Here is a 23,160-nt window from a genome sequence, read left to right as displayed (position 1 = left end):
TTTTGCCGAAAGCCGGGATCATGAATTGGGCGTGGTTCCTGTGACGACATTGCGACTGGCTTCTTCTCCCCGCCGGGGAGAAGGTGGCCCGAAGGGTCGAATGAGGGGGCAAGCTCTCGGTCTATCTCTACCGTCGCCCCCTCATACCGCTGCCGCGGACTTCTCCCCGGCGGGGAGAAGAAACAAGCAGCAACCGCTCGCTCCATATTCGAAACAAAAAAAGGGGCCGTCATTTCCGACGGCCCCAGCTCTGCGGTGGATGGGAGGGGATTGTTTTAGTGCGCCGCGTCTGGCGGCGGCGCTGCCTTGGGTCTCTGGATCAGGATCGTCATGAAGATCAGGCTGCCGAACAAAAGCGTCAGCGCGAAAAACACATCCGCGAAGGCCAATATCCATGCCTGCTGCGACACCATGCCGACCAGTTTCTTGATCGCGACGGAAGCGCCATCCAGCCCGTAGGAATCATAGTTGGCGCCGACATTGTTCAGCCATTCCAGCGCCTGCGGGTTGGAATAGCTGACATGTTCCGCCAGCCGCACATAATGGTCGTCAGTGCGCTGCGACAGCATGGTGTTGATGACGGCAAGCCCAACCGCGCCGCCGAGGTTGCGGGTGAGGTTGAACAGGCCGGATGCATTGCGGATGCGGGCGGGCGGCAAGGTGCCAAGCGCAATGTTGTTGATCGGCACCATGCACATCATCAGCCCGAAGCCGCGCAGGATCTGCGGGATCAGAAGTTCATAGAAATCCCAGTCGGTGGTCACATAGGTCATGATCCATGTGCCGCAGCCGAAGCTGATGAAGCCGATGGCCATCATCACCCGAGGATCGAGCTTGGTGGAGACCTTGCCGGCGATCGGCGCGGTGAAGAACATGGCAAGACCGGAAACGAACATGGTCTCGCCGATCATCAGCGCATCATAGCCACGCACCCGGCCAAGATAGAGCGGGTAAAGATAGGTCAGCCCGTAAAGCCCGATGCCCATGACGAAGGAAAACAGCGAGCCGATGGAGAAATTGCGGTCCGCGAAGGCGCGGATATCGACGACAGGGAATTCCACCTTGAAGGCGCGCCAGAAGAACACCACGGCACCGATGACCATGGCGACCGTTCCCAAGACGATATGCTCGTCGTTGAACCAGTCCTTGTTATTGCCCTCTTCCAGCACATATTCCAGCGAGCCGAGGAAGACCGCCATGGAGATCAGCCCCCACCAGTCGAACTTCTTCCAGAGCGACTTTTCCGGCTTGTCGAAATCGATCAGGCTCCAGGTCAGGATGGTGACGATGATGCCGGGGATGATGTTGACGAGGAACAGCCAGTGCCAGGAAAAGGCATTGGAAAGATAACCGCCGACCGTTGGGCCGATGGTGGGCGCAAGCGTGGCGACGAGACCGATGATCGGCGAGACGACCGAGCGCTTCGAAGGCGGGAAGATCGTGAAGGCGGCGGCGAACACGGAGGGGATCATGCCGCCGCCGATAAAGCCCTGGATCGCGCGGTAGACGATCATCTGGTCAATATTGGTGGCAGTGGCGCAGAGCGCGCTCGATATAGTGAAGCCGGCCGCACAGGTGGCGAAGAGCACACGCGTGGACAGGATGCGCGCCAGCGTGCCCGACAGCGGGATCATGATGACTTCGGCGATCAGATAGGAGGTCTGCACCCAGGCGATCTCGTCCGAGCCGGCACCGAGGCCGGCCTGGATTTCCGCTAGCGAAGCGGAGACGATCTGAATGTCGAGAATGGACATGAACATGCCGAAGACCATCGCGAAGAACGCGATGAGCCTGCGCCTGTCCATCGGAGGATCGGCGGGGATGGACGCCCCGCCCGTACCGACAACCGTAGCCGCCATGATCTTGCCCTCAACGAAGCCTTATTTGGCCTGCGGGTTAACTTGCGCTGTTTTCGTGTTTTCCGGCGCCGTACGGGTGTCGACATCGACAACGACGCTCAGGCCCGCACGCAGATTGTGCTTGGCGAGGTCTTCCTTCGAAAAGACGATGCGCACCGGCACGCGCTGGATGACCTTGGTGAAGTTGCCCGTCGCATTTTCCGGCGGCAGCATGGAGAAGACCGAACCCGAGCCGGGCGAAATCGACTGCACCGTGCCTTCAATGGTCGCATCGTCAAAGGCGTCCACATGCACGCGAACCTTCGAACCCGGAACCACGCGCGCAAGCTGCGTTTCCTTGAAATTGGCGTCGATATAAAGCTCGTTCATCGGCACCAGCGATGCCAGACGCTTGCCGACCGAAACCAGATCGCCGTTCTGAACCGCCAGATTACCGATGACGCCGTCATAGGGCGCCTTCAGAACCGTGAAGGACAGGTCACGGGCGGCCTTGTCACGGGAAAGCTGCAGCGAACGGACGGTGCTTTCGGCCTCCTCGCGCTGGGCGCGCAGGAGTTCGATATTGGCCTTTGCCGAAGAAATCGCCGCCTCGCCTGCGACAACATTCGCCTTGGCCTGATCGAGCGCAACCTGGGCGCTATCGGAAGCGGCAACCGTGCCGACATCCTTCGCCTGCAATTCGCTGGCGCGCTTCTGGGTGATTTCCGCGCCGCGAAGGGCGGCATCCAGTGCGCCCTTCTGGGCAACGGCCTGCTCAAGCGATGCTTCGCCGCCGACGATCTGCGCATCAATGCGCTTCAGAGATAGTTCCTCGGTGCGGATCTGCGCTTCGGCCTGCTCAAGCGCGATGCGATAATCGCCGTCGTCCAGCGTCACCAGCGGATCGCCGGCCTTGACTTCCTGGTTTTCGACCACGTTGACCTTGGCGATATAACCGGAAACCTTGGGAGCAATGACCGCAATGTCACCTTCTATATAGGCGTCATCCGTCGAGACCATGAAGCGACCGTCGACCCACCAGTTGTAACCATACCAGCCGGCACCGGCGAGAAGGGCAATGGCGATGACAGGCAGAAGCTTCGAACGCTTCTTCTGCTTCGGTGCGGCGACGGTCTGTGCCGGGGTCTGAGGCGGGGCCTCGACCGGCTTTGCCGGAGAGGTCTCGGCCTTGGCGGAAACATCCGCCTCTTCCGCATCGTTGACGGCGCGAACCGCGCTATTCTTCTGGGCCGACATGAGAGCTTACCGTGATAGATTGAAGAAAGTTTTTCGAACTGAACCGTTCGGTTCGATTGACATAATCTCTTTCCTGACACATATCAAGCGTTATCGAACCGATTGGTTCGACGTCTGGTTAATTTTTTTTACGCCATTGCCGTGCTAGGAGGCGATAACGATGGCAGGGGAAGACATGGATATTGAAACGGACATGGAAACGGGCTGTCCCGGAAGTCCCGCCGGGCGTTTTGCGGCAGGCGAGGACCCGGCAAAGCGCGAACAGATACTTGCGGGTGCCTGGCGCGTGTTCAAGCGCAAGGGCTTCGATGCGGCCAGCATGAACGATATCACCCGAGAAGCGGGCGTTTCCAAGGGCACGATCTATGTCTATTTCTCCAACAAGGAAGATCTGTTCGCCGCCCTCGTCGACCATCACCGGCAGGAATTCGCCACCTCCATGCGCAATATCCTGGCCGGCACCGAAGAGGTGCGCGAGGGGCTGAAGCAATTCGGCAAGGCCTTTGCCAACAAGATGATCTGTTCCGAGATGATCCCCGCCATGCGCTCGGTCATCGGCGTCATCGACCGCATGCCGAAGCTGGCGCAGCGTTTCTTCATCGCGGCACCCAACAATGTCCGCACCGTGCTTCAGGATTTCATCGAGCACCATGTCGCGCTCGGCCACCTGAAAGTGGATGACGTCGAGCTGGCCGCCCGGCAATATATAGAGCTTTCCACCGGCACCTTCTTCAAGCTGCGGCTGTTTGGAGAAATCGACGGTCCGGTGCCCGAAGAGGAGCTGGACCGGGTGATTACCAGCGCCATCAAGGTATTCATGGCCGCCTACGGAACCGACAAGGCCTGAGATCATTCAGCAACGGCGCCAGCGCCGATACGCGGCTTGCGCGAAATTTCGATGAAATCTTGCCTGAAAGGCACTTCATCTCCTTGTTTCTCGCGTATTGCGCTATAAATCTCGTTGACCGAATTCTCGGCCGTCCTTGTTGCTGAAAGGAAATATTCCCTGATGGAGTCCGTTCTCCCTCTCCTGTCCGACCCCGCTGCGTGGGTGGCGCTCGTCACGCTTATCGTCATGGAGGTCGTGCTCGGCATCGACAACCTGATCTTCATCTCGATCCTCACCAACAAGCTGCCGCCCGAACAGCGCGAAAAAGCCCGCAAGATCGGTATCGGCCTTGCGCTTGTCATGCGTCTCGGCCTTCTCGGCACCGTCGCCTGGATAGTGCAGCTAACCACGCCGGTCTTTGAAATCTTCGACCATGCCTTCTCCTGGAAGGACATGATCCTGATCGCCGGCGGTCTCTTCCTGATGTGGAAGGCCACCAAGGAAATCCACCACAATGTCGATCCTGAAGATCACAAGGAAGACATGGTGGGCGGTCCCGTCGCGATGAATTTCGGCGCGGCCATCGGCCAGATCCTGCTGCTCGACCTGGTCTTCTCGGTGGACAGCATCATCACCGCCGTCGGCATGACGCCGCATCTGCCGATCATGATCGTCGCCGTCGTCTTCGCCGTTGCGGTCATGCTTCTGGCCGCAACCCCGCTCGCCAACTTCATCGAGCGCAACCCCACCATCGTCATGCTGGCGCTCGCCTTCCTGATGATGATCGGCACGACGCTGATCGCCGAAGGCATGGGCCTCCATGTTCCCAAGGGCTACGTCTATGCCGCCATGGCGTTTTCGGCGCTGGTGGAACTGCTCAACATGCTCGCCCGCAACGCGCGGCGTCGGAAGAAGGCGGAGGCCGCCGGCGACGTGCATTGATGTTGCCGTGACGTGTCCCTGATTTTCCGAGGCCCGTTTACAGACGGGTCTCGGATTGAGGAAAGACTATTCCTCATACTCCACGTCATCCTCGGCCTTGAGCCGAGGATCCATCATTTCAACGGGTTCGGATCCTCGGCTCAAGACCGAGGATGACGGAGAGCTTTAAGCAGATAAGTGGTTCGCCAAAGCCTTTTGCGCGAAGCACGCCTCCACCAATCGGCATCTTTATTTCCGCCCGGAACCTCAAAGCCGCACCTTGCGTTTCAATGCATCCTCGCCGTACACCCGGCGACGGCGCATTTCTCTCCTTCGAAAGCATAAGCCAGCATGACAACCGACCAGATCCTCGCCTTCACCGTGATCGCCGGCATGATGGTCGCGTTCATCTGGGACAGGTTCCGTTATGATGTTGTCGCCTGCAGCGCCTTGCTGGTGGCCGTCGCGGTGGGGGTTGTGCCTTTCGAGAAGGCTTTCTCCGGTTTTTCGGATGATATCGTCATCATCGTCGGCAGTGCGCTGGTGGTCAGTTCGGCCGTGGCGCGTTCCGGCATCGTCGACATGACCATCAAGAAATATTTCCCCGAAATGCATTCCAAGGGCCTGCAGCTGGCCTTTCTGATGATCGTCGTCGCCATCATGTCGGCCTTCATCAAGAATATCGGTGCGCTTGCCATCATGATGCCGGTCGCTTTCCAGTTCGCCCGCAAATCCGGCAGCCCGGTCTCCTATTATCTGATGCCCATGGCCTTTGCCGCTCTTCTGGGCGGGTTGATGACGCAGATCGGCACCTCGCCCAACATCGTCGTTTCCAGGCTGCGTGAGGAAATGACCGGGCAGAGCTTCTCGATGTTCGATTTCACCCCCGTCGGCCTCGGGCTGACAGTGATCGGCATCGTCTTCCTGACCTTCGGTTACCGGCTGCTGCCGGTGCGCAACCGCCAGCAGGCGTCGGTGGAGGATATTCTCGACCAGTCGGCCTATACCGCCGAAGCGACGCTGCCCGCAGACAGCACCTTTGCCGACAGACCGCTGCGCGAGCTTTTGAAACAGGCGGATGGCGATGTGATTGCCAGCACCATCCTGCGCGGGCCGCGGCGCATCTCCCCCTTCCCCGATGTCAATCTGAAGCCCGGCGATACCATTCTTCTCGAAGGCAACCCGGAAGGCCTCGATCGCATCGTCTCGCAGGCCAAGCTGCTGCTATCAGGCAAGCCGCTCACCGAAAACGGCCAGAAGACCGCCGACCTCATCTCAATGGAAGCCGTGATCAGCAACGAATCCGTTCTCAACGGAATTTCGGCGCGCGAACTGGCGCTGTCCTATACACGCGGCGTCAATCTGATCGCGGTCAGCCGGCGCGGGCACCGGGTCAGCCAGAGGCTCTCCGACCTGACATTGCAGGCGGGCGACGTCATTCTCTTGCAGGGAAGCCGCAAGAACCTGCCGCAGGTGCTGCAGGAATTTTCCCTGTTGCCCCTGGCGCAGCGGGAAATCCTGCTTGGCGTGCAGCGCCGCGCGCTTTTGCCCGTCATCGTGCTTGCCGCCGCCATGATTGCTGCCGGCAGCGGGCTCGTGCCGGTCTCGGTGGCCTTTTTCGCCGCCGCCTTCCTGATGATCGTCGTCGGCGCGATCCCGCTGACCGAGGTCTATAAATCCATCGACGGGCCGATCCTCGTCATGCTCGCCGCCCTCATTCCCGTCAGCGACAGCCTGCGCACCAGCGGGGCGAGCGAGTTGATCGCCGCCTGGCTTGGCCACGCCGCGCAGGGATTACCGCCTTTTGCGGCGCTCGGCATGATCCTGCTTACCGCCATGGCGGTGACGCCCTTTCTCAACAATGCCGCCACCGTGCTGGTCATGGCCCCCATCGCCGCCGGTTTCGCCACCACGCTCGGGTTCCGGCCGGAGGCCTTCCTGATGGCGGTGGCGATCGGCGCGGGCTGCGATTTCCTCACCCCCATCGGCCACCAGTGCAATACGCTGGTCATGGGCCCCGGCGGTTATCGTTTCGGTGATTATCCACGCCTCGGACTGCCGCTGTCGATCATGATCGTCATCGCCAGCATTCCCATGCTGCTTTACGTCTGGCCGGTGAATTGAGGGTGGTTTGGTCCGGGCGGTGCACCGAGGCAAAGACAGCCCAACGTCCTTATTTCCTTGACGCCTGCGGCATAATATGGCCTAAGCCGATGCCGAACGGGAATGTGCAAAAGCGCGCGTGACACGCGCCTTTCGGCATGATTTCCTACCGCATTCAAACGAAAACTTCGTGATGTCAGGGTGAAAAAGCCCTGATCTCACTGCCCCGTCACGACGAGTGAATTTCATGACCACTTCCGGCGTTCGCGTCCGCATCGCACCTTCCCCCACCGGCGAGCCGCATGTCGGCACCGCCTATATCGCGCTGTTCAACTATCTCTTCGCCAAGAAACATGGCGGCGAGTTCATCCTGCGCATCGAGGATACCGACGCCACCCGCTCGACCCTCGAATATGAGCAGAAGGTGCTGGAGGCGCTGCGCTGGACCGGCCTCACCTGGTCGGAAGGCCCCGATGTCGGTGGCCCCTACGGCCCCTATCGCCAGTCCGAGCGCAAGCCGATGTACTGGCCCTATGCTGAAGAGCTGCTGGAAAAGGGCCATGCCTTTCGCTGTTTCTGCACGCCCGAGCGGCTTGAGCAGATGCGCGAGGCGCAGCGCGCCGCCGGCAAGCCGCCGAAATATGACGGTCACTGCCTCAACCTGAAGGCAGAAGAAGTCACCGCCCGCGTTGCCGCCGGCGAGCCCAATGTCGTGCGCATGAAGATCCCGACCGAAGGTTCGTGCGATTTCCATGACGGCGTTTATGGCGATGTCTCGATCCCGTGGGATTCGGTCGACATGCAGGTGCTGATCAAGGCCGACGGCATGCCGACTTACCACATGGCAAACGTCATCGACGACCATCTGATGAAGATCACCCATGTGGCGCGCGGCGAGGAATGGCTGGCCTCCGTGCCCAAGCACATCCTGCTTTACCGTTATTTCGGCTGGGAGCAGCCCACGTTCATGCATCTTTCGCTGATGCGCAACGCCGACAAGTCGAAGCTCTCCAAGCGCAAGAACCCGACCTCGATCTCCTATTACTCCGCGCTCGGCTACCTGCCGGAAGCGCTGATGAACTTCCTCGGCCTGTTCTTCATCCAGATCGCCGAAGGCGAAGAGCTTTTGACCATGGAAGAGCTGGCGGCGAAGTTCGACCCCGAAGCGCTTTCCAAGGCCGGCGCCATCTTCGATATCCAGAAGCTGGACTGGCTGAACGGCCGCTGGCTGCGCGAAAAGCTCACACCGGAAGACTTCATTGCCCGCACGCTGGAATGGGCGATGGAAAATGCCCGCCTGACCGAAGGCCTGAAACTCGCCCAGAGCCGCATTTCCAAGCTCGGCGAATTGCCGAACCTTGCCGGTTTCCTGCTTTCGAGCGATGTCGGCCTGACGCCTGCTTCCTTTGCGGGTCTCAAAAGCAAGCCGGAGGAAATCCACGAAATCCTCACCACCGTTGCCGCCGATCTGGAAAAGATGCCGGATTGGAATGTGGAAGCGATCGAGGCCGAGCTGCGCGATGTTGCCGAACGCACGGGCAAGAAGCTGCGCATCGTAACCCCGCCGCTCTTCGTCGCCGTCTCAGGCTCGTCGCGCTCGCTGCCGCTGTTTGACTCGATGGCGCTGCTTGGCCGCTCCGTGGTGCGCCAGCGGCTGAAGATGGCGATTACCGTTGTGGCCACGATGGTGGGCAGCGGTGTTTGATGCCTGCCGGGGCGGGTTTTAAATCCACCCCTCATTCCTGTGCTTGTCACAGGAATCCAGCCACGGCGCGTCTGCGCCGTGAAAGAATGAATTGAGGTCTCCCGCGCCCAAGGACTTGGGCGCACTGGATTCCTGTGACAAGCACAGGAATGAGGGATACGGGAGGCGATGGTCGCCGCGGCAACGCCGCAACAGGAATTGAACGATGAACGACAAGACAACCGAAACCACCGCCCTCTCCTCCGACGCGACAGAAGTGCGCCGCCAGAAACTTGCGCTGCTGCGCGAGCAGATCGGCGATGTCTATCCGGCGCATTTCCACCGCAGCATGAGCAATGCGGAGCTCGCGGAAAAATATGCCGATATCGAAGCCGACGTCGAAACCGGCGATACGGTGACGGTGGCCGGTCGCGTTTATTCCTCGCGCAATTCCGGCATGTTCATGGATATCCATGATGCCTCGGGCAAGGTGCAGATCTTCTCCCACAAGGATACGACGCCGGAAGCGGCGCGCAACCTTTTGCCGATGATCGATATCGGCGACATCATTGGCGTGACCGGCAAGGTGCGCCGCACCAAGCGCGGCGAGCTGACGATCAACGCCGAAGAAATCACCATGCTGACGAAGTCGCTGCTGCCGATGCCGGAAAAGTGGCACGGCGTCTCCGACATCGAGCTGCGTTACCGCAAGCGCCATCTCGACATTCTCTCCAACGAGGAATCCAAGCTGCGCTTCCTGCAGCGTTCGAAGATTCTCTCCGGCATTCGCCGTTTCATGGAGGCCGAAGGCTTCCTTGAAGTGGAAACGCCGATGCTGCAGACCATCTATGGCGGTGCGACGGCCGATCCGTTCAAGACCTTCCACAATACGCTGAAGATGGACATGTATCTGCGCATCGCGCCGGAACTGTTCCTGAAGCGCACGCTGGTTTCGGGCCTCACCGACAAGGTCTTCGAAATCAACCGCAACTTCCGCAACGAAGGCGTCTCCACTAGGCACAATCCAGAATTCACCATGATGGAGTGCTACTGGGCCTATGCCGACTACGAGGACATCATGGCTCTCGTGGAGCGGCTGTTCGAGACGCTGGCGATTGCGCTGCACGGCACGACCGAAGTTGAATTCCAGGGCCAGACGATCTCCTTCAAGGGCCCGTTCAAGCGCGTGCCTATGCCTGATGCCGTGAAGGAAGCGACCGGTATCGACTTCCTCGCCATCAAGACCGACGAAGAAGCCCGCGCTGCCGCCAAGGCTGCCGGCTTCGCCGTCGAAAAGGACTGGACATGGGGCGAATGCCTTGCCTTCATCTTCGAAGAGAAGGTGGAAGGCACGCTGATCCAGCCGAGCCACGTCACGCATTTCCCGAAGGACATCTCCCCCTTCGCCAAGGAAGTGCCGGGCGAACCGCGCCTCGTCGAGCGTTTCGAAAGCTATTGCAACGCCTGGGAAGTTGGCAACGCCTTCTCCGAACTCAACGATCCGGAAGAACAGCGCCGCCGCATGGTGGAGCAGCTGGAGCAGGCGCATGCCCGCGGCGAAAAGGACAAGCAGCTGGACGAGGAATTCCTCGACGCCATCGACCAGGGCATGCCGCCCGCCGGTGGTCTCGGCATCGGCGTCGATCGTCTGATCATGCTTCTGACCAACGCCCCGTCGATCCGCGACGTCATCCTTTTCCCGGCCCGCCGCAATAAGGCGGATTAAGCAAAGAACGACACGGGAGCTTCATGTGACGAAGTTCCCGATAGTCTCCCTCAGCCAGCCCATCCGTTATCCCTCATTCCTGTGCTTGTCACAGGAATCCAGTCAGCCCAAGTCTTTGGGCCGATAAGGCTTTTTTCGCCGCGCAGACGCGCGTCGGCTGGATTCCTGTGACAAGCACAGGAATGAGAGATGATGGGTAGGCTCGTGCGAAAAATCTTCGCCGCCGTACCCTAATGCCCCGACTTCCCCGCAACCGGCTCTTTCGCCGGTGCACTTTCAGCTGGCTTCCCCTCCGCCGCCTGCGCAGTCGTCGAGCCTTTTCCGAAGATCAGTGATTTCAGATAGGTCAGGCTGAAGATGCTGCCGCCATCGGCTTCCGGTGTGGAGGTGAGAAGCTCATCGGCGCCAGGTTCGCCGTGGGCTTCGGGAGACGAAGCCTCCGGAGAAGGGGTTTCGCCATGGGCGGCTCCGCCGTCATTCGTTGGCTCCGGCGCGGCGTCATGTGCGCCCTCGCCCTTGGTTTCGCCGTGGCCCGATGCCGCTTTTGCGGCCTTGCCATCGTGGCCTTCGGCAGCGGCATCCGAAGCGGGTGTCGCGCAATCGGTCGCATCCGTCAGGCTTGCCGCCATCGCTTCGCTGTCTTCCAGCGGCAGATCGATGCGAAGCCCGTAAAACTGGCCGCTGCCATTGGCGGCGCCATCATAATAAAACGCTGAGTAATGCTGGGCATCGGCGCCCTCGGGCATTTTTGCCGGGTCGGGAATGAAGACCACCTGCGCCGCAATGGCGCGGCCGCGCATTTCCGAGCGCAATTGCGGTCCGTTTTTGTCGAGCACGGAAACCTGCACCAGATCCGGCTTCTGCTTGTCGTAAACCGCTTTGGCGACGCGTAGCGCGGTCTTCAGGCGATCCGTGCCGTCGCCGCCATCGGTGCGGATGAATTTGCGCACCCAAAGGGAGCCGTTCTTGCGGATGTTGACTGTCTGGACTGCGTCGCACGAAAGTCCGTTGGCGGAGGCGTAGGATGGGCCAAGTAGCCGCTCGCTGCCGATGAACACGGCAGCAGAACCGGTCGCACCCGCCAAAAGCAGGATCCCGCCTCCGATCATAACGAGTTTGCGCGAAAACCGCATTCGTCCGAATACAGCCTTCACCCGCAACATCCTGACATCCAGTACCCCGCCTATCGCCTTCACCCCAAAACGTGGCTCGAAGGATGAGGAACACACGCGGGATAAAGCCCAGGACCACGCTGTCCCAAGCCTTGCGATAGTGCCGCTTTCTCATTGAAAAAAGTTTAACCCGCGCGGCATGGCACCGGCAAAAACGCACCATTTTCGGACATTTGCGAATTCCACTAAATTGCGAATGATTTGCAATAGCGTTGACAAGTGTGATTTTATAACAGATGGTATTGAGAATTAATCGCAACAACATTCGGTGACAGACGTGAATTTCCTTAAAATCCGGCATGCCGTTTTCGCTTTCTCCCTTTTCCTGCCCGCCGCCGCCATTGCCCAGGAAAAACCGACGGTGGTTACCACCTTCACCATCATCGCCGACATGGCGCGCAATGTGGCGGGCGACGCGGCCGAGGTGGAGAGCATCACCAAGCCGGGCGCGGAAATTCACAACTACCAGCCGACACCGCGCGACATTCTCAAAGCCCGCAAGGCCGATCTGGTTTTACGCAACGGTCTCAATCTGGAATTGTGGTTTGAGAAGTTCCTGGCCAACCTCTCCGGCGTGCCGAGCGTGACGGTGAGCGACGGCGTGAAACCGATGGCGATCAGCGGCGGCGCCTACCAGGGAAAACCCAATCCGCACGCCTGGATGTCACCCGATAACGCCTTGATCTACGTGGAAAATATCCGTAAGGGCCTGGCCGAGATAGACCCTGCCCATGCCGATGTCTATGCCGCCAATGCCAAGGCCTATTCGGACAAGATCAGAGCCACCATCCAGCCCATCCGCGACGAGCTTTCCGCTCTCCCACAAGACAAGCGCTGGTTGGTCACCAGTGAAGGCGCATTTTCCTATCTCGCCCGCGATTTCGGACTGAAGGAACTGTTCCTGTGGCCGGTCAACGCCGACAGCCAGGGAACGCCGCAGCAGGTGCGCGGCGTGATCGATGCCATGCGCGAACATAATATACAGGTCATCTTCAGCGAAAGCACGGTTTCCGCCGATCCGGCCGAACAGGTGGCAAAGGAAACGGGTGCGGCTTACGGTGGCATACTCTACGTGGATTCGCTGAGCGAGGCCGACGGGCCGGTGCCGACCTATCTCGATCTGCTGCGGGTAACCAGCAGCACGATTGCGAAAGGACTGTCCTCATGAGGATGGGCGGTAAAAAAACCGCAGGCGGCCTGACGGTTCAAAATGCGACAGTGACCTATCGAAACGGCCACACCGCATTAAGAAATGCCAGCTTTTCCATTCCACGCGGTACGATCACTGCACTTGTCGGCGTCAACGGTGCCGGCAAGTCCACGATTTTCAAGGCGATCATGGGTTTCGTGCCGCTGGCCGCCGGTTCCGTCTCGATTTTCGACCTGCCGGTGAAGGACGCTCTGCGCAAAAACCTCGTGGCCTATGTGCCGCAGGCCGAAGAGGTGGACTGGAGCTTTCCGGTGCTGGTGGAGGATGTGGTGATGATGGGCCGCTACGGCCACATGAACTTCCTGCGCATCCCTTCAAAACGCGATCAACAGATGGTGGAGGAGGCGCTGAGACGCGTCAACATGCTCGACTATCGCAAGCGGCAGATCGGCGAACTCTCAGGCGGTCAGAAGAAGCGGGTGTTTCTCGCCCGTGCGCTGGCGCAGGCGGGCCAGGTCATTCTGCTGGACGAACCCTTCACCGGCGTCGATGTGACGACGGAGGAACAGATCGTCGCCCTTTTGAAAGCGCTGCGCGACGAGGGCCGCGTCATGCTGGTTTCCACTCATAATCTCGGCAGCGTGCCGGAATTCTGCGATCGCGCCGTTTTCGTCAAGGGAACTGTGCTGGCCTCCGGCAAGACGGCGGATACCTTCAACGAGGAGAACCTGCAAAAGGCCTTTGGCGGCAGCCTGCGCCACTTCATCCTTGGCGGAGCCGACCTGCATGACGACGCCGATCCGCGCCGCGTGAAGGTCATCACCGATGACGAGCGGCCCTTCGTGATCTACGGAAAGAACGGCCAGAACGGGCACGACCCTGACGCTCCGAAGGAAAAAGTCGATGATAAACAGCCTTCTTGAGCCCTTTACCTATGGCTACATGCTGAACGCCATCTGGGTCAGCGCGCTTGTCGGCGGTGTCTGCGGTTTTCTGTCGGCCTATCTGATGTTGAAGGGTTGGTCGCTGATAGGCGACGCGCTCTCGCACGCCATCGTCCCCGGTGTGGCGGGCGCCTATATGCTGGGCCTGCCGTTTTCGCTTGGGGCATTCCTCTCCGGCGGGCTTGCGGCCGGCTCCATGCTATTCCTGAACCAGAAGACGAGGCTCAAGGAAGACGCGATCATCGGGCTGATCTTCACCTCGTTCTTCGGGCTCGGACTGTTCATGGTCTCGCTCTCGCCCACCTCGATCAATATCCAGACCATCGTGCTTGGCAATATTCTGGCGATCACCACCGAAGACACGATCCAGCTCGCGCTGATCGGCGGCATCAGCCTCCTCGTACTGGCGCTGAAATGGCGCGACTTCATGGTGGTGTTCTTTGATGAAAACCACGCCCGCACCGTGGGTCTGAAGCCGGAAGTGCTGAAGGTGATCTTCTTCACCCTGCTCGCCGCCTCCACTGTCGCGGCCCTGCAGACGGTCGGCGCCTTCCTCGTCGTCGCCATGGTGGTGACGCCGGGTGCAACCGCCTATCTCTTGACCGACCGTTTCGAGCGGCTGATCCTGATGAGCCTCGTGATCGGTGCGGCCACCAGCTTCGTCGGCGCCTATCTCAGCTATTTCCTCGATGGCGCAACCGGCGGCGTCATCGTCGTGCTGCAAACTGCGATCTTCCTTGCCGCTTTCGTCTTTGCCCCGAAACACGGGCTTCTCGCTTCCAGAGCCAAAGCCCGCAAGGCGCTCGGAGAAACGCCATGAGCGAATATCTCGAACTCGCCATCCTGCCGTTCCAACTGCCATTCATGCAATATGCCTTCGTGATCACGCTGATGATCGCGGTGCCGATGGCGATGCTGTCGTGTCTTCTGGTATTGAAAGGCTGGTCGCTGATGGGCGACGCGGTTTCGCATGCCGTTCTTCCGGGCGTCGTCATCGCCTATATTGCCGGAATTCCGCTTTCCATCGGCGCTTTCATCGCCGGAATGATCTGCGCGCTCGGCACCGGTTTCATCAAGGAAAACAGCCGCATCAAGGAAGATACGGTGCTTGGCATCGTCTTTTCGGGCATGTTCGGGCTGGGGCTGGTGCTTTATGTGAAGGTCCAGAGCGACGTACATCTGGATCACATCCTCTTCGGCGACATGCTTGGCATTGCCCCGTCAGACATGCTGGAAACTGGCCTGATTGCGCTTTGCGCAACGCTGTTCCTGACGCTTCTGCGCAAGGACCTGCTGGTCAACGCCTTCGATCCGCAGCATGCCAAGGCGATCGGCCTGCCGGTGCGTGTGCTGCATTACGGGCTGCTGATGGTTCTGTCGCTCGCTGTCGTCGGCGCGCTGAAGGCGGTGGGCATCATCCTGTCTGTCGCCATGCTGGTGGCGCCGGGCGCAATCGCTTTCCTGCTGACGCGGCGCTTTTCCACCATGCTCGTCGTGGCGATTGCGGTGGCGGTCATCTCATCCCTATCTGGCATATGGCTAAGCTTCCTGATCGACAGCGCGCCTGCCCCCACAATCGTGCTCTTCATGAGCCTCGCCTTCGTTGCCACCTTCATCCGCACCACCTGGAAAGCCCATCGCATCAATGCGGCGCATGAAACGGCGATTTAAAACAACGATTTTTGCGGGCGCATGGAACATTTTCGCCTTTTGCGCGTCATTTTCGAGAGTCCGCTGCAAGACGGCAGACTCTTGAAAATTAAGCGAAAGGGGAAGCTCCATGCTGAAATGGGCTCTTATTTTCTTTGTTATTTCTTTGATCGCGGGCGTATTCGGCTTTACCGGCATTTCGGCGGCGGCAGCGGGCGTGGCCCGAATATTGTTCTTCATCGCCGTGGTGATCTTCCTGGTCTTCCTCGTGCTTGCACTGATGGCCGGAAGCGCGGTCGTCTGAATGAAAAAAGGCGACCGGCTTTTACGCCGGTCGCCTCTCGCATTTCCCTTAAAAAAATCAGCCCGTCCAACCGCCATCGATCACATGGATCTGGCCAGTGGTGAAGCCCGCCTCATCAGAAGCGAGATACGTCACAAGAGCTGCGATTTCTTCCGGCGTCGCGATGCGGCCCATCGGCTGGCGGGCGATGAAATCCGCCAGAGCCTGTTCGTAATTGCCGGTGGCGCGCAGCCGGTCATGCAGGGACGGGCTGTCCACCGTGCCGGGGCAGATGGCGTTGCAGCGAATGCCCTTGGTGACGAAATCGGCAGCAATGGCCTTGGTCAATCCCACGACGGCCGCCTTTGATGCGGTATAGGCGAAGCGGTTCGGCACGCCTTTTACACTTGATGCAACCGAGGACATGTTGACGATCGCGCCCTTGCCCTTTTCCAGCATGCCGGGCAGGAAGGCGCGGCAGGTGCGGTACATGGCCTTGGCATTGAGATCGAAGGAGAAATCCCAGTCCTTTTCCTCGCAGTCGAGAATGGTGCCGGAATGAACGAAACCGGCGCAGTTGAACAGCACATCCGCATGGCCGATATCGGCGGCGAAATCCTTGACGCCGTCGCCATCCAGCACGTTCAGAACCCGCGTTTCCGCACCTTTCAGGGTGGAAAGCGCCTGTTCGTTGATATCGGTGGCAATCACGCGCGCGCCGAGCGATATGAACCGCTCCGCCGTCGCCCGGCCGATACCCTGGCCGGCGGCGGTGATCACCACTGTCCGGCCGTTAAAATCCTGCACCATGAATAGCCTCCCGCTATGGCGCGCCCGCCCATCGGGGACCGGACCGCTGAATTTCGATGATCTCAAATATGGATCGACAATTCATATGTAAACGCGGTATTCATATGGCGTCAAGCAAACTTGCGCGGATGGCGGGCATCGGGCAACCATATTTTTAGGTTGCCATATCCGCCCGGCAACCATGCAAAACACCATCGAGGCCAGATGACCGACGACGACAGCGAAAGATACCGCGCTCCTGCCCTCGACAAGGGGCTTGATATTCTCGAGCTTCTGGCCCGCACCGATGGCGGGCTGACGCAGATCGAGATCGCCAAGGCGATCGGCAAAAGCCCGAACGAACTTTACCGCATGCTGGACCGGCTGGTGCGCCGCGGTTACGTGCAGCGGCTGGAGGGCGACCGGTTTTCGCTGACGCTGAAGATGTTCGGGCTGGCGCATTTCCACGCACCGATCCGCCGCCTCGTTTCTTTTGCCGCACCGGTGATGCGCGATTTTTCCGCAAGCGCCGCGCAGGCCTGCCACCTGGCGGTCTATGACCGCGGCAGCGTGGTCGTTATCGCCCAGCAGGAATCCTCCACCTACTGGGCCATGTCCCTGCGGGTGGGGGCGCAGATGAGCCTGTTCCACACCGGTTCCGGCCACGTGCTTCTGGCCTTCCAGACAGACGCCCAACGCGAGATCATGATCACCGAGCAGGTGCGGGGCGGTGGCGAAACAGTGCCTGAAGGCCTTGCCGAGCGGCTGGCGGAGGTGCGCCGACAGGGTTTCGAATCCATGGACAGCCTTCAGACCGCTGGCGTGCGCAATATTTCCGCCCCGGTGCTGACGCTCGACGGCACAGCACTTGCCGTCATCACCTGCCCCTACATCACCCCGCTTGGCGGCAAGGCGCCCACGCGCGAGGCCTGCGAGGCGCTGATCCGCGATGCGGCAAAGCGCATTTCCGAAGTGGCGACGGGAAACGGAAGCGACTGAAACACACAAAAAAACGCGACCGGCAGGGGCCCGATCGCGTTTTGAGTGACTGGAGATTTATGTGGTGTAAACGCGGTGAGAGCGTTGATGGTTCCCGTCGCGGTTGATAACAAAGTCCGAGCAACTCTCCTCCGTCATTCCGGCCTTGAGCCGGAATCCAGCCACGGCGCGTCTGCGCCGTGAGGAATGAGTCTTTTGCGATCAATGACTTGATCGCACTGGACCCCGGATCAAGTCCGGGGTGACGCGGTGGGGATGCTACGCTTTCGCCAAACACCCGAATTATCCAAGGGGAACACAATGTTCCCCTTTTTTATTAGGCAGCAGCCAGCGTCAGTTCCTTGCGGACCATTTCGCGCAGCGTCACCAGATCCTTTGCGAACAGGCGGATGCCTTCCGAAAGCTTCTCGGTTGCCATCGCGTCTTCGTTCATCGCCCAGCGGAACGCCTTTTCGTCAAGCGACTGCAGCGCCTCCGGCTTGGCGTTGTCGGGCGAAAGCTTGCGCTCGAGCGTACCGGTGTCCTTGTCCAGCTCTTCCAGGAGAGCCGGGCTGATCGTCAGGCGATCGCAACCGGCAAGCGCCTCGATCTCGCCGACATTGCGGAAAGATGCGCCCATGACGACGGTGCTGATGCCATTGGCCTTGTAGTAATTGTAGATGCTGCGCACCGACACAACGCCCGGATCGGTTTCGGCGGTGTAGGTCTCGCCGGTCGACTTCTTGTACCAGTCGAGGATACGGCCGACGAAAGGCGAGATGAGGAAGACCTTGGCTTCGGCGCAGGCGATGGCCTGTGCCTGCGAGAACAGGAGCGTCAGGTTGCAGTCGATGCCCTCGGACTGGAGAACCTCGGCAGCCTTGATGCCTTCCCAGGTGGAAGCGAGCTTGATGAGGATGCGTTCACGCTCGATGCCGCGCTCCTTGTAGGCGGCGATGATGTGGCGCGCCTTGGTGATGGAGGCCTGCGTATCGAAGGAAAGGTCCGCATCGACTTCGGTCGACACACGGCCCGGAACGAGGCCGGCGAGAGCCGCACCCACGGAAATGGCGAGACGATCGGCAACGGCAGCGACGACGGCGTCGGACTGGCCGCCCTGCTTCTTGCCCCAGGCGACGGCTTCCTTCACCGCATCCGCAAAAGCGGGCGTGCCGAGAGCTTTCAGAACGATGGTGGGGTTGGTGGTGCAATCCACCGGCTTCAGGCGCGCAACCGCCTCGATATCGCCGGTATCGGCAACGACCGTTGTGATGGCGCGAAGTTGTTCGAGTTTAGACGTCATACCGAATGATCCTTCATGATCTCTTCAAAACTTGCCAAGCCGTCTTTTCGTTCCCGCACCATGGGTGCGCCCAAGGCCGAAATCGCGGTTCTGTCCGGCTCCGACTATCGCAAGCGACAGGGCCAAAAGTCAAGACATTTGCGCATCGCAATTGACATAAGTTTCACGCCTGCGATACTCGGCCGTCCATAAAGAATGGCGGAAACCGTGGCGAAACTGAGAAGAGAAACCCATACGGCCTATTCGGAAGCGGCTTCGCTGAGGCTGCGCGCCGCGTGGCTCTATTATAATCAGGGCATGACGCAGAAAGATGTCGCCGAGAAACTCGGTATCAGCCGCTCCACCGTCATCCGTCTTCTCGACGAGGCGATGAAGCGCTCCGAGGTGCAGATCTGGATCAATGAAGGCATCGAGGATTTCGTCGAGCTCGCCGGCCGGCTGGAGGCGGCTTATGGGCTGGATGAGGCGGTGATCATTCCCTCCCCCGGCTCATCCCCCGGCAAGGCAAGTGCTGAAGGCACCGCCAAGGCCGTGGGCCTGGCGCTCGGGCAATTTCTCTCTGAAGCGGTACCGAATGGCGCCACCATCGGCGTCGGCTGGGGCCGCACCATGACCGCATCGCTATCGAGCTTTCGTCCGCCGCGCCGGGAAAACTGCAAGGTCGTCTCACTGCTCGGCGGCATCGTCGCCGTGCACCAGACCAACCCGCTCGATTACACCTGGCGGCTGGCGAGCGCGCTCGGCGCGGAATGTTACATGTTCCTCGCGCCGCTACTGGTGGATTCCGTCGAGACCAAACGGGCGCTGATCGAAAAATGCGGACTTGCGACGCTTTACGATCTGGCCGAAACGCTTGATCTCGCCATTGTCTCCTGCGGCGATATCGGCCCGCATTCGACATCGCTGTCGGAAGGCTTCATTTCGAAGGCGACGCTTCAGGAACTCATAGACGCTGGCTGTGTCTGCGACACGATGTTCAACTTCATCGACGCGGAAGGCCGTTCCGTCGATCACCCGATCAATCAGCGCGCCATGGCGATCGATCTCGACACGCTGCGCAAGGCCAAGCATATCGTCCTTGCCTCCGGCGGCGCCCACCGCGCCGTCGCCATCCGCGCCACCATCAAACGTATCGGATGTAATACGCTGATTACAGACGAGGCGGCGGCAAGGGCGTTGATGGAGCTGGTTTAGGCCTCGTCAGGCGATTCAGTCTCTTCCTCATTCCTGTGCTTGTCACAGGAATCCAGCCGGCGCGCGTCGGCGCGACGGGAAGAGTCTTTTCGGCCCAAGGACTTGGGCTGGCTGGATCCCTGTGACAAGCACAGGGATGAGGGAGACCAGCCTCACACCTTCCCCGTTTCCCAGCCGAGCATCGCCCGCTTGCGGGTCAGGCCCCAGTGATAGCCGGTCAGCGCCCCGCTTTTACCGACTGCGCGGTGGCAGGGAACGACGAAGGAAACGGGGTTGGCGCCGACGGCCGCACCGACTGCGCGGGAAGCCGTGGGCTGACCGATATCGCATGCGATATGCGAATAGGTGACGGCGCGGCCCATCGGGATTTTCAATAGGCTTTCCCAGACCCGCACCTGAAAATCCGTGCCGAGTAGCACGACGCGCAGCGGCCTGTCCGCCGACCACATGGACGGATCGAAAATGCGCGCGGCATAGGGTGCCGTCGCTTCGCGATCCTCTACATAGCCCGCATTCGGCCAACGGCCGGCCATGTCCTCGAAACAGGCCCGTTCCTCACCGGGATCGGCAAAGGCGCAGCCGGCAAGGCCGCGATCTGTCACCATGACCAGCGCAAGCCCGAAGGGCGAGGTGTGGAAACCGTAACGGATCGTCAGCCCGCCGCCTTTGGCCTTCCACTCGCCCGGCGACATGGCCTCATGGGTGACGAACAGATCGTGCAGGCGGCCCGGCCCCGACATGCCGACCTCGATCGAGGTTTCCAGTAGCGGCAAGTCCTCTTCGCGCAACAACCTCTTGGCATGATCGAGCGTCACGGCCTGCAGGAAAGCCTTGGGCGAAAGACCGGCCCAGCGGGTGAAGGTCTTCTGCAATTGCGTCGGCGACTGGCCGAGCTCTGCGGCGATGGCTTCAAGGGAGGGCTGCTCGCGATAATCCAGCGTCAAAAGCTCGATAACCCCGCGCACCGTATCGTAATCCGATCCGATGGGGGTGATGTCTTCATTCAGCATGATATTGGCGTTCATCGCATTTCTCCTAACGCTTCACAGAAAACCACCAAAGCGCGTCGGTCTCCACCCGTTTCTTGCGTTGCATCACAATACGCAACCTAAATGTTTTATCTGCCGGAATATCCCCACCCCCTCATTCCTGTGCTCGTCACAGGAATCCAGCCGACGCGCGTCCGCGTGGCGGAAAGAGTCCTTTCATCTTAAGGACTTGAGCTGGCTGGATCCCTGTGACGAGCACAGGGATGAGGGCGGCAGAGCGCGTCGACACTTCCTGATCCCCTCACATCCGCCGCCTGGCAGTCGCCAGCGCACCGCCAAACGCCTTGGCGAAACTTTCCCGGTCATCCGGATTGAGAAACGAGCCGACATCGGTCGCCTTGCCTTCGCCCGTGACATGCATGGAGACAATGCCGATTTCGTCGTGCCGCTGAACCCTGAAGCGCGCCCAGAAGGGATTGAAACGGTGCTCCACCATGCGCCCTGCCGGCGAGAACTTGCGGATCGACAGGCTGGTGCGCGAGACGCTGACCTCCTCGCGCGCCTTTGCGGCCCGGTAATTGGCGCGGAAGGCGACATAAAGCAGCAGAAAATCCAGCCCGAAAAACAGGCCGACGGGCCATGCGCCGCTGGCGAGGAAAAAACCGCCATAAAGGAGGCAGGCGAGCCCGGACAAGGCAAGAAGCAGCCGGAAACCTCTTCTGCCAAGCGAACGGTGCGGAACGAGTTCCGCCGCGAAAATCGGCTGGTCGTTGAGCGTATCCACGTTGATTTCCTCAAGGCGGGCTGGCTATAGATAGGTCATGACAGTCGCCAAAAAACGATCCAGCACCCAAACCTTGAAAAAGTCAAATGCGACATCCGCCCGCAAACCGGTTCGGGTGAAGACGGCCTATTCCAAGGACGAGCTGACCGAAATATTCCGACGTTTCTCCATCCAGCGGCCGGAGCCGAAAGGCGAGCTGGAACATACCAATCCCTTCACCCTGCTGGTGGCCGTGGCGCTTTCCGCGCAGGCGACCGATGTGGGCGTGAACCGGGCGACGCGGGCGCTGTTCAAGGTGGCCGACACGCCGGAAAAAATGCTGGCGCTCGGCGAAGAACAGCTGATCGGCCACATCAAGACCATCGGGCTTTACCGCAACAAGGCGAAAAACGTCATTGCCCTGTCGCAGATGCTGATCGACAATTTCGGCGGCGAGGTGCCGAGGACCCGCGAGGAGCTGGTCACCCTGCCGGGCGTCGGCCGCAAGACGGCCAATGTGGTGATGTCCATGGCCTTCGGCGTGCCCACGCTTGCCGTGGATACGCATGTGTTCCGCATCGCCAACCGGCTCTGTCTTGCGCCGGGGAAAACCCCGGACGAGGTGGAAGACCGGCTCGTCCGCATCATTCCCGAAGAATATCTGTTCCATGCCCATCACTGGCTGATCCTGCACGGGCGTTATTGCTGCAAGGCGCGCAAGCCGGAATGCGAACGCTGCGTGATTGCCGATATCTGCAAGTCGCCGGAAAAGACCTTCGATATTCCGGCGCCGCTAGTGGAATTACCCGCGCAGCTGTTCGGTGCGGCCAGCGGCCAATGAAGGATCACGCCGGCTGACGGCCTTGTGCAGATGCACCATCATCGAGGCGGCGAAAAGCGGTGTCAGAAGGTTCAGGAACGGGACGGCAAGAAATGCGGCGATCACCAGCCCGGCCATAAACACGGTGGTGCGATGTTTTGAGCGGAACAGCCTCGCTTCTGCCGGCGAGCGGAAACGCATCGCCGCAAATTCGAAGAACTCCCGTCCCAGCAGATAGCCGTTGACCAGAAAAAACGCGATGAGGTTCACACCCGGCACCAGCAGCAGCAAAAGCGCAATGAGGTTGCCGGCAATAACGACGCCGAAGAACTTGATCGAGGAAAGCACCGCTTCGCCGATCGGCATCGCCTGGCCTGGCGGATCATCGGGATAGGTCTTTTTTTCCACCACTTCGGCGACATCGTCGAGAAACAGGCCGGCAATGACGGCGGTGACCGGCGAAATCAGCAGCGCCAATGCCAGCGCCAGTCCTATGCCGGCGAAAATGGCGAAAACGAACGTCAGCCATCCCGCCCAATCTGGCACGCCGGGGATCAGCGTATCCACCCACGGCAGGGCGAAATAGATGAAGATAGAGCGGATGGCGAACCACAGCGCCGCCAGCACCAGAAGCGTCAGCCCCAGAACCTTCCAGAAAACAGACCGGGTCTCGGCGGCGAAGAGATTTTGAAACGCCAGCCTTGCCGCATCGAATATCATTCGGAACTCCCTTGACGCTTCCGCGTTGAAACTTTCTGACTGAGCGA

Annotated in this window: 21 protein-coding genes; 13 read left to right on the top strand and 8 right to left on the bottom strand. The window is 60.1% G+C overall.

From position 1 onward, the window contains the following. Positions 1-275: 275 nt before the first annotated feature. Both JZY08_RS24565 and JZY08_RS24560 read right to left on the bottom strand, forming a co-directional pair. On the bottom strand, positions 276-1,859 hold the full coding sequence (locus tag JZY08_RS24565) for a DHA2 family efflux MFS transporter permease subunit (RefSeq protein WP_216332035.1): 1,584 nt from the start codon (positions 1,857-1,859) through the stop codon (positions 276-278). A gap of 21 nt (positions 1,860-1,880) precedes the next feature. Next, positions 1,881-3,095, bottom strand: a complete 1,215-nt coding sequence (locus JZY08_RS24560) for an HlyD family secretion protein (protein ID WP_216332033.1) — start codon at positions 3,093-3,095, stop codon at positions 1,881-1,883. Positions 3,096-3,255: 160 nt separating this feature from the next. Between JZY08_RS24560 and JZY08_RS24555 the strand changes: the two genes are divergently transcribed. The 5 genes from JZY08_RS24555 to lysS all read left to right on the top strand — a co-directional run bounded on the left by JZY08_RS24555 (position 3,256) and on the right by lysS (position 10,358). Further along, positions 3,256-3,942 (top strand): TetR/AcrR family transcriptional regulator, encoded by a 687-nt coding sequence (locus tag JZY08_RS24555; protein ID WP_003499109.1) that lies wholly within the window; start codon positions 3,256-3,258, stop codon positions 3,940-3,942. Positions 3,943-4,104: 162 nt separating this feature from the next. Then, complete coding sequence (locus JZY08_RS24550; RefSeq protein WP_216332031.1) at positions 4,105-4,866, top strand: TerC family protein; 762 nt, start codon at positions 4,105-4,107, stop codon at positions 4,864-4,866. Between the two features lie 330 nt (positions 4,867-5,196). Beyond that, positions 5,197-6,969, top strand: coding sequence for an SLC13 family permease (locus tag JZY08_RS24545; RefSeq protein ID WP_137039628.1), 1,773 nt, complete (start codon positions 5,197-5,199; stop codon positions 6,967-6,969). 226 nt (positions 6,970-7,195) lie between these two features. Further along, the gene (gene gltX, locus JZY08_RS24540; protein WP_216332030.1) at positions 7,196-8,653 is read left to right on the top strand and encodes a glutamate--tRNA ligase; all 1,458 of its coding nucleotides are present in this window, start codon (positions 7,196-7,198) and stop codon (positions 8,651-8,653) included. Between the two features lie 205 nt (positions 8,654-8,858). Continuing rightward, positions 8,859-10,358, top strand: coding sequence for a lysine--tRNA ligase (lysS, locus tag JZY08_RS24535; protein WP_216332029.1), 1,500 nt, complete (start codon positions 8,859-8,861; stop codon positions 10,356-10,358). A 230-nt stretch (positions 10,359-10,588) separates the two neighbouring features. On the opposite strand, the gene JZY08_RS24530 is transcribed toward lysS, so the two are convergent. Then, complete coding sequence (locus tag JZY08_RS24530) at positions 10,589-11,491, bottom strand: hypothetical protein (protein ID WP_216333514.1); 903 nt, start codon at positions 11,489-11,491, stop codon at positions 10,589-10,591. Between the two features lie 316 nt (positions 11,492-11,807). Between JZY08_RS24530 and JZY08_RS24525 the strand changes: the two genes are divergently transcribed. From JZY08_RS24525 to JZY08_RS24505, 5 genes are all read left to right on the top strand, one after another. Continuing rightward, the gene (locus JZY08_RS24525) at positions 11,808-12,698 is read left to right on the top strand and encodes a metal ABC transporter substrate-binding protein (protein WP_216332028.1); all 891 of its coding nucleotides are present in this window, start codon (positions 11,808-11,810) and stop codon (positions 12,696-12,698) included. Beyond that, the gene (locus JZY08_RS24520) at positions 12,695-13,603 is read left to right on the top strand and encodes a manganese/iron ABC transporter ATP-binding protein (protein ID WP_216332027.1); all 909 of its coding nucleotides are present in this window, start codon (positions 12,695-12,697) and stop codon (positions 13,601-13,603) included. Before JZY08_RS24525 ends, JZY08_RS24520 begins: the two co-directional genes overlap by 4 nt. Next, positions 13,584-14,444 carry a metal ABC transporter permease gene (locus JZY08_RS24515; RefSeq protein WP_003499091.1) on the top strand — a complete coding sequence of 287 codons (861 nt, stop codon included), beginning with the start codon at positions 13,584-13,586 and terminating at the stop codon, positions 14,442-14,444. Before JZY08_RS24520 ends, JZY08_RS24515 begins: the two co-directional genes overlap by 20 nt. Then, positions 14,441-15,295 carry a metal ABC transporter permease gene (locus JZY08_RS24510; RefSeq protein WP_003499088.1) on the top strand — a complete coding sequence of 285 codons (855 nt, stop codon included), beginning with the start codon at positions 14,441-14,443 and terminating at the stop codon, positions 15,293-15,295. The genes JZY08_RS24515 and JZY08_RS24510 overlap by 4 nt, the downstream gene beginning before the upstream one ends. Positions 15,296-15,404: 109 nt before the next feature. Continuing rightward, a complete protein-coding gene (locus tag JZY08_RS24505; RefSeq protein WP_003499086.1) occupies positions 15,405-15,578 on the top strand; it encodes a DUF1328 domain-containing protein in 174 nt (57 codons plus the stop codon). Between the two features lie 57 nt (positions 15,579-15,635). Here the strand turns inward: JZY08_RS24505 and JZY08_RS24500 are convergent, their stop codons facing one another. Beyond that, positions 15,636-16,367, bottom strand: a complete 732-nt coding sequence (locus JZY08_RS24500) for an SDR family oxidoreductase (protein WP_003499083.1) — start codon at positions 16,365-16,367, stop codon at positions 15,636-15,638. Between the two features lie 204 nt (positions 16,368-16,571). Here JZY08_RS24500 and JZY08_RS24495 point away from each other — a divergent pair, with 204 nt between their 5' ends. After that, the gene (locus tag JZY08_RS24495; RefSeq protein ID WP_082184893.1) at positions 16,572-17,345 is read left to right on the top strand and encodes an IclR family transcriptional regulator; all 774 of its coding nucleotides are present in this window, start codon (positions 16,572-16,574) and stop codon (positions 17,343-17,345) included. A 316-nt stretch (positions 17,346-17,661) separates the two neighbouring features. On the opposite strand, the gene tal is transcribed toward JZY08_RS24495, so the two are convergent. Beyond that, positions 17,662-18,627, bottom strand: a complete 966-nt coding sequence (gene tal, locus JZY08_RS24490; RefSeq protein WP_003499079.1) for a transaldolase — start codon at positions 18,625-18,627, stop codon at positions 17,662-17,664. Positions 18,628-18,834: 207 nt separating this feature from the next. Here tal and JZY08_RS24485 point away from each other — a divergent pair, with 207 nt between their 5' ends. Next, entirely contained in the window at positions 18,835-19,821 is a 987-nt protein-coding gene (locus tag JZY08_RS24485; RefSeq protein ID WP_253204106.1) for a sugar-binding transcriptional regulator, read from the top strand. A gap of 152 nt (positions 19,822-19,973) precedes the next feature. Here JZY08_RS24485 and JZY08_RS24480 read toward each other — a convergent pair whose 3' ends face one another. Then, positions 19,974-20,846 carry a bifunctional helix-turn-helix domain-containing protein/methylated-DNA--[protein]-cysteine S-methyltransferase gene (locus JZY08_RS24480; protein WP_216332026.1) on the bottom strand — a complete coding sequence of 291 codons (873 nt, stop codon included), beginning with the start codon at positions 20,844-20,846 and terminating at the stop codon, positions 19,974-19,976. 265 nt (positions 20,847-21,111) lie between these two features. Beyond that, on the bottom strand, positions 21,112-21,594 hold the full coding sequence (locus JZY08_RS24475) for a DUF2244 domain-containing protein (RefSeq protein WP_216332025.1): 483 nt from the start codon (positions 21,592-21,594) through the stop codon (positions 21,112-21,114). A 37-nt stretch (positions 21,595-21,631) separates the two neighbouring features. On the opposite strand from JZY08_RS24475, the gene nth reads away from it, so the two are divergent. Continuing rightward, on the top strand, positions 21,632-22,414 hold the full coding sequence (gene nth / locus JZY08_RS24470; RefSeq protein WP_216332023.1) for an endonuclease III: 783 nt from the start codon (positions 21,632-21,634) through the stop codon (positions 22,412-22,414). Here the strand turns inward: nth and JZY08_RS24465 are convergent. Further along, on the bottom strand, positions 22,376-23,113 hold the full coding sequence (locus tag JZY08_RS24465) for a sulfate transporter family protein (protein WP_216333513.1): 738 nt from the start codon (positions 23,111-23,113) through the stop codon (positions 22,376-22,378). The genes nth and JZY08_RS24465 overlap by 39 nt on opposite strands. Positions 23,114-23,160 lie beyond the last annotated feature (47 nt).

It is taken from the genome of Rhizobium sp. X9 (genome assembly GCF_018873185.1).
GTDB classification, from domain to species: domain Bacteria; phylum Pseudomonadota; class Alphaproteobacteria; order Rhizobiales; family Rhizobiaceae; genus Agrobacterium; species Agrobacterium oryzihabitans.
Note: the sequence above shows the minus strand (reverse complement) of the source record. Positions and strands in the feature narration are given on the sequence as shown.

Excerpts from the sequence above, each read along its gene's own strand:
- JZY08_RS24565 (WP_216332035.1), bottom strand. The coding sequence starts at position 1,859 with ATGGCGGCTACGGTTGTCGGTACGGGCGGGGCGTCCATCCCCGCCGAT.
- JZY08_RS24560 (WP_216332033.1), bottom strand. The coding sequence starts at position 3,095 with ATGTCGGCCCAGAAGAATAGCGCGGTTCGCGCCGTCAACGATGCGGAA.
- JZY08_RS24555 (WP_003499109.1), top strand. The coding sequence starts at position 3,256 with ATGGCAGGGGAAGACATGGATATTGAAACGGACATGGAAACGGGCTGT.
- JZY08_RS24550 (WP_216332031.1), top strand. The coding sequence starts at position 4,105 with ATGGAGTCCGTTCTCCCTCTCCTGTCCGACCCCGCTGCGTGGGTGGCG.
- JZY08_RS24545 (WP_137039628.1), top strand. The coding sequence starts at position 5,197 with ATGACAACCGACCAGATCCTCGCCTTCACCGTGATCGCCGGCATGATG.
- gltX (WP_216332030.1), top strand. The coding sequence starts at position 7,196 with ATGACCACTTCCGGCGTTCGCGTCCGCATCGCACCTTCCCCCACCGGC.
- lysS (WP_216332029.1), top strand. The coding sequence starts at position 8,859 with ATGAACGACAAGACAACCGAAACCACCGCCCTCTCCTCCGACGCGACA.
- JZY08_RS24530 (WP_216333514.1), bottom strand. The coding sequence starts at position 11,491 with ATGCGGTTTTCGCGCAAACTCGTTATGATCGGAGGCGGGATCCTGCTT.
- JZY08_RS24520 (WP_216332027.1), top strand. The coding sequence starts at position 12,695 with ATGAGGATGGGCGGTAAAAAAACCGCAGGCGGCCTGACGGTTCAAAAT.
- JZY08_RS24515 (WP_003499091.1), top strand. The coding sequence starts at position 13,584 with ATGATAAACAGCCTTCTTGAGCCCTTTACCTATGGCTACATGCTGAAC.
- JZY08_RS24510 (WP_003499088.1), top strand. The coding sequence starts at position 14,441 with ATGAGCGAATATCTCGAACTCGCCATCCTGCCGTTCCAACTGCCATTC.
- JZY08_RS24505 (WP_003499086.1), top strand. The coding sequence starts at position 15,405 with ATGCTGAAATGGGCTCTTATTTTCTTTGTTATTTCTTTGATCGCGGGC.
- JZY08_RS24500 (WP_003499083.1), bottom strand. The coding sequence starts at position 16,367 with ATGGTGCAGGATTTTAACGGCCGGACAGTGGTGATCACCGCCGCCGGC.
- JZY08_RS24495 (WP_082184893.1), top strand. The coding sequence starts at position 16,572 with ATGACCGACGACGACAGCGAAAGATACCGCGCTCCTGCCCTCGACAAG.
- tal (WP_003499079.1), bottom strand. The coding sequence starts at position 18,627 with ATGACGTCTAAACTCGAACAACTTCGCGCCATCACAACGGTCGTTGCC.
- JZY08_RS24480 (WP_216332026.1), bottom strand. The coding sequence starts at position 20,846 with ATGAACGCCAATATCATGCTGAATGAAGACATCACCCCCATCGGATCG.
- nth (WP_216332023.1), top strand. The coding sequence starts at position 21,632 with ATGACAGTCGCCAAAAAACGATCCAGCACCCAAACCTTGAAAAAGTCA.
- JZY08_RS24465 (WP_216333513.1), bottom strand. The coding sequence starts at position 23,113 with ATGATATTCGATGCGGCAAGGCTGGCGTTTCAAAATCTCTTCGCCGCC.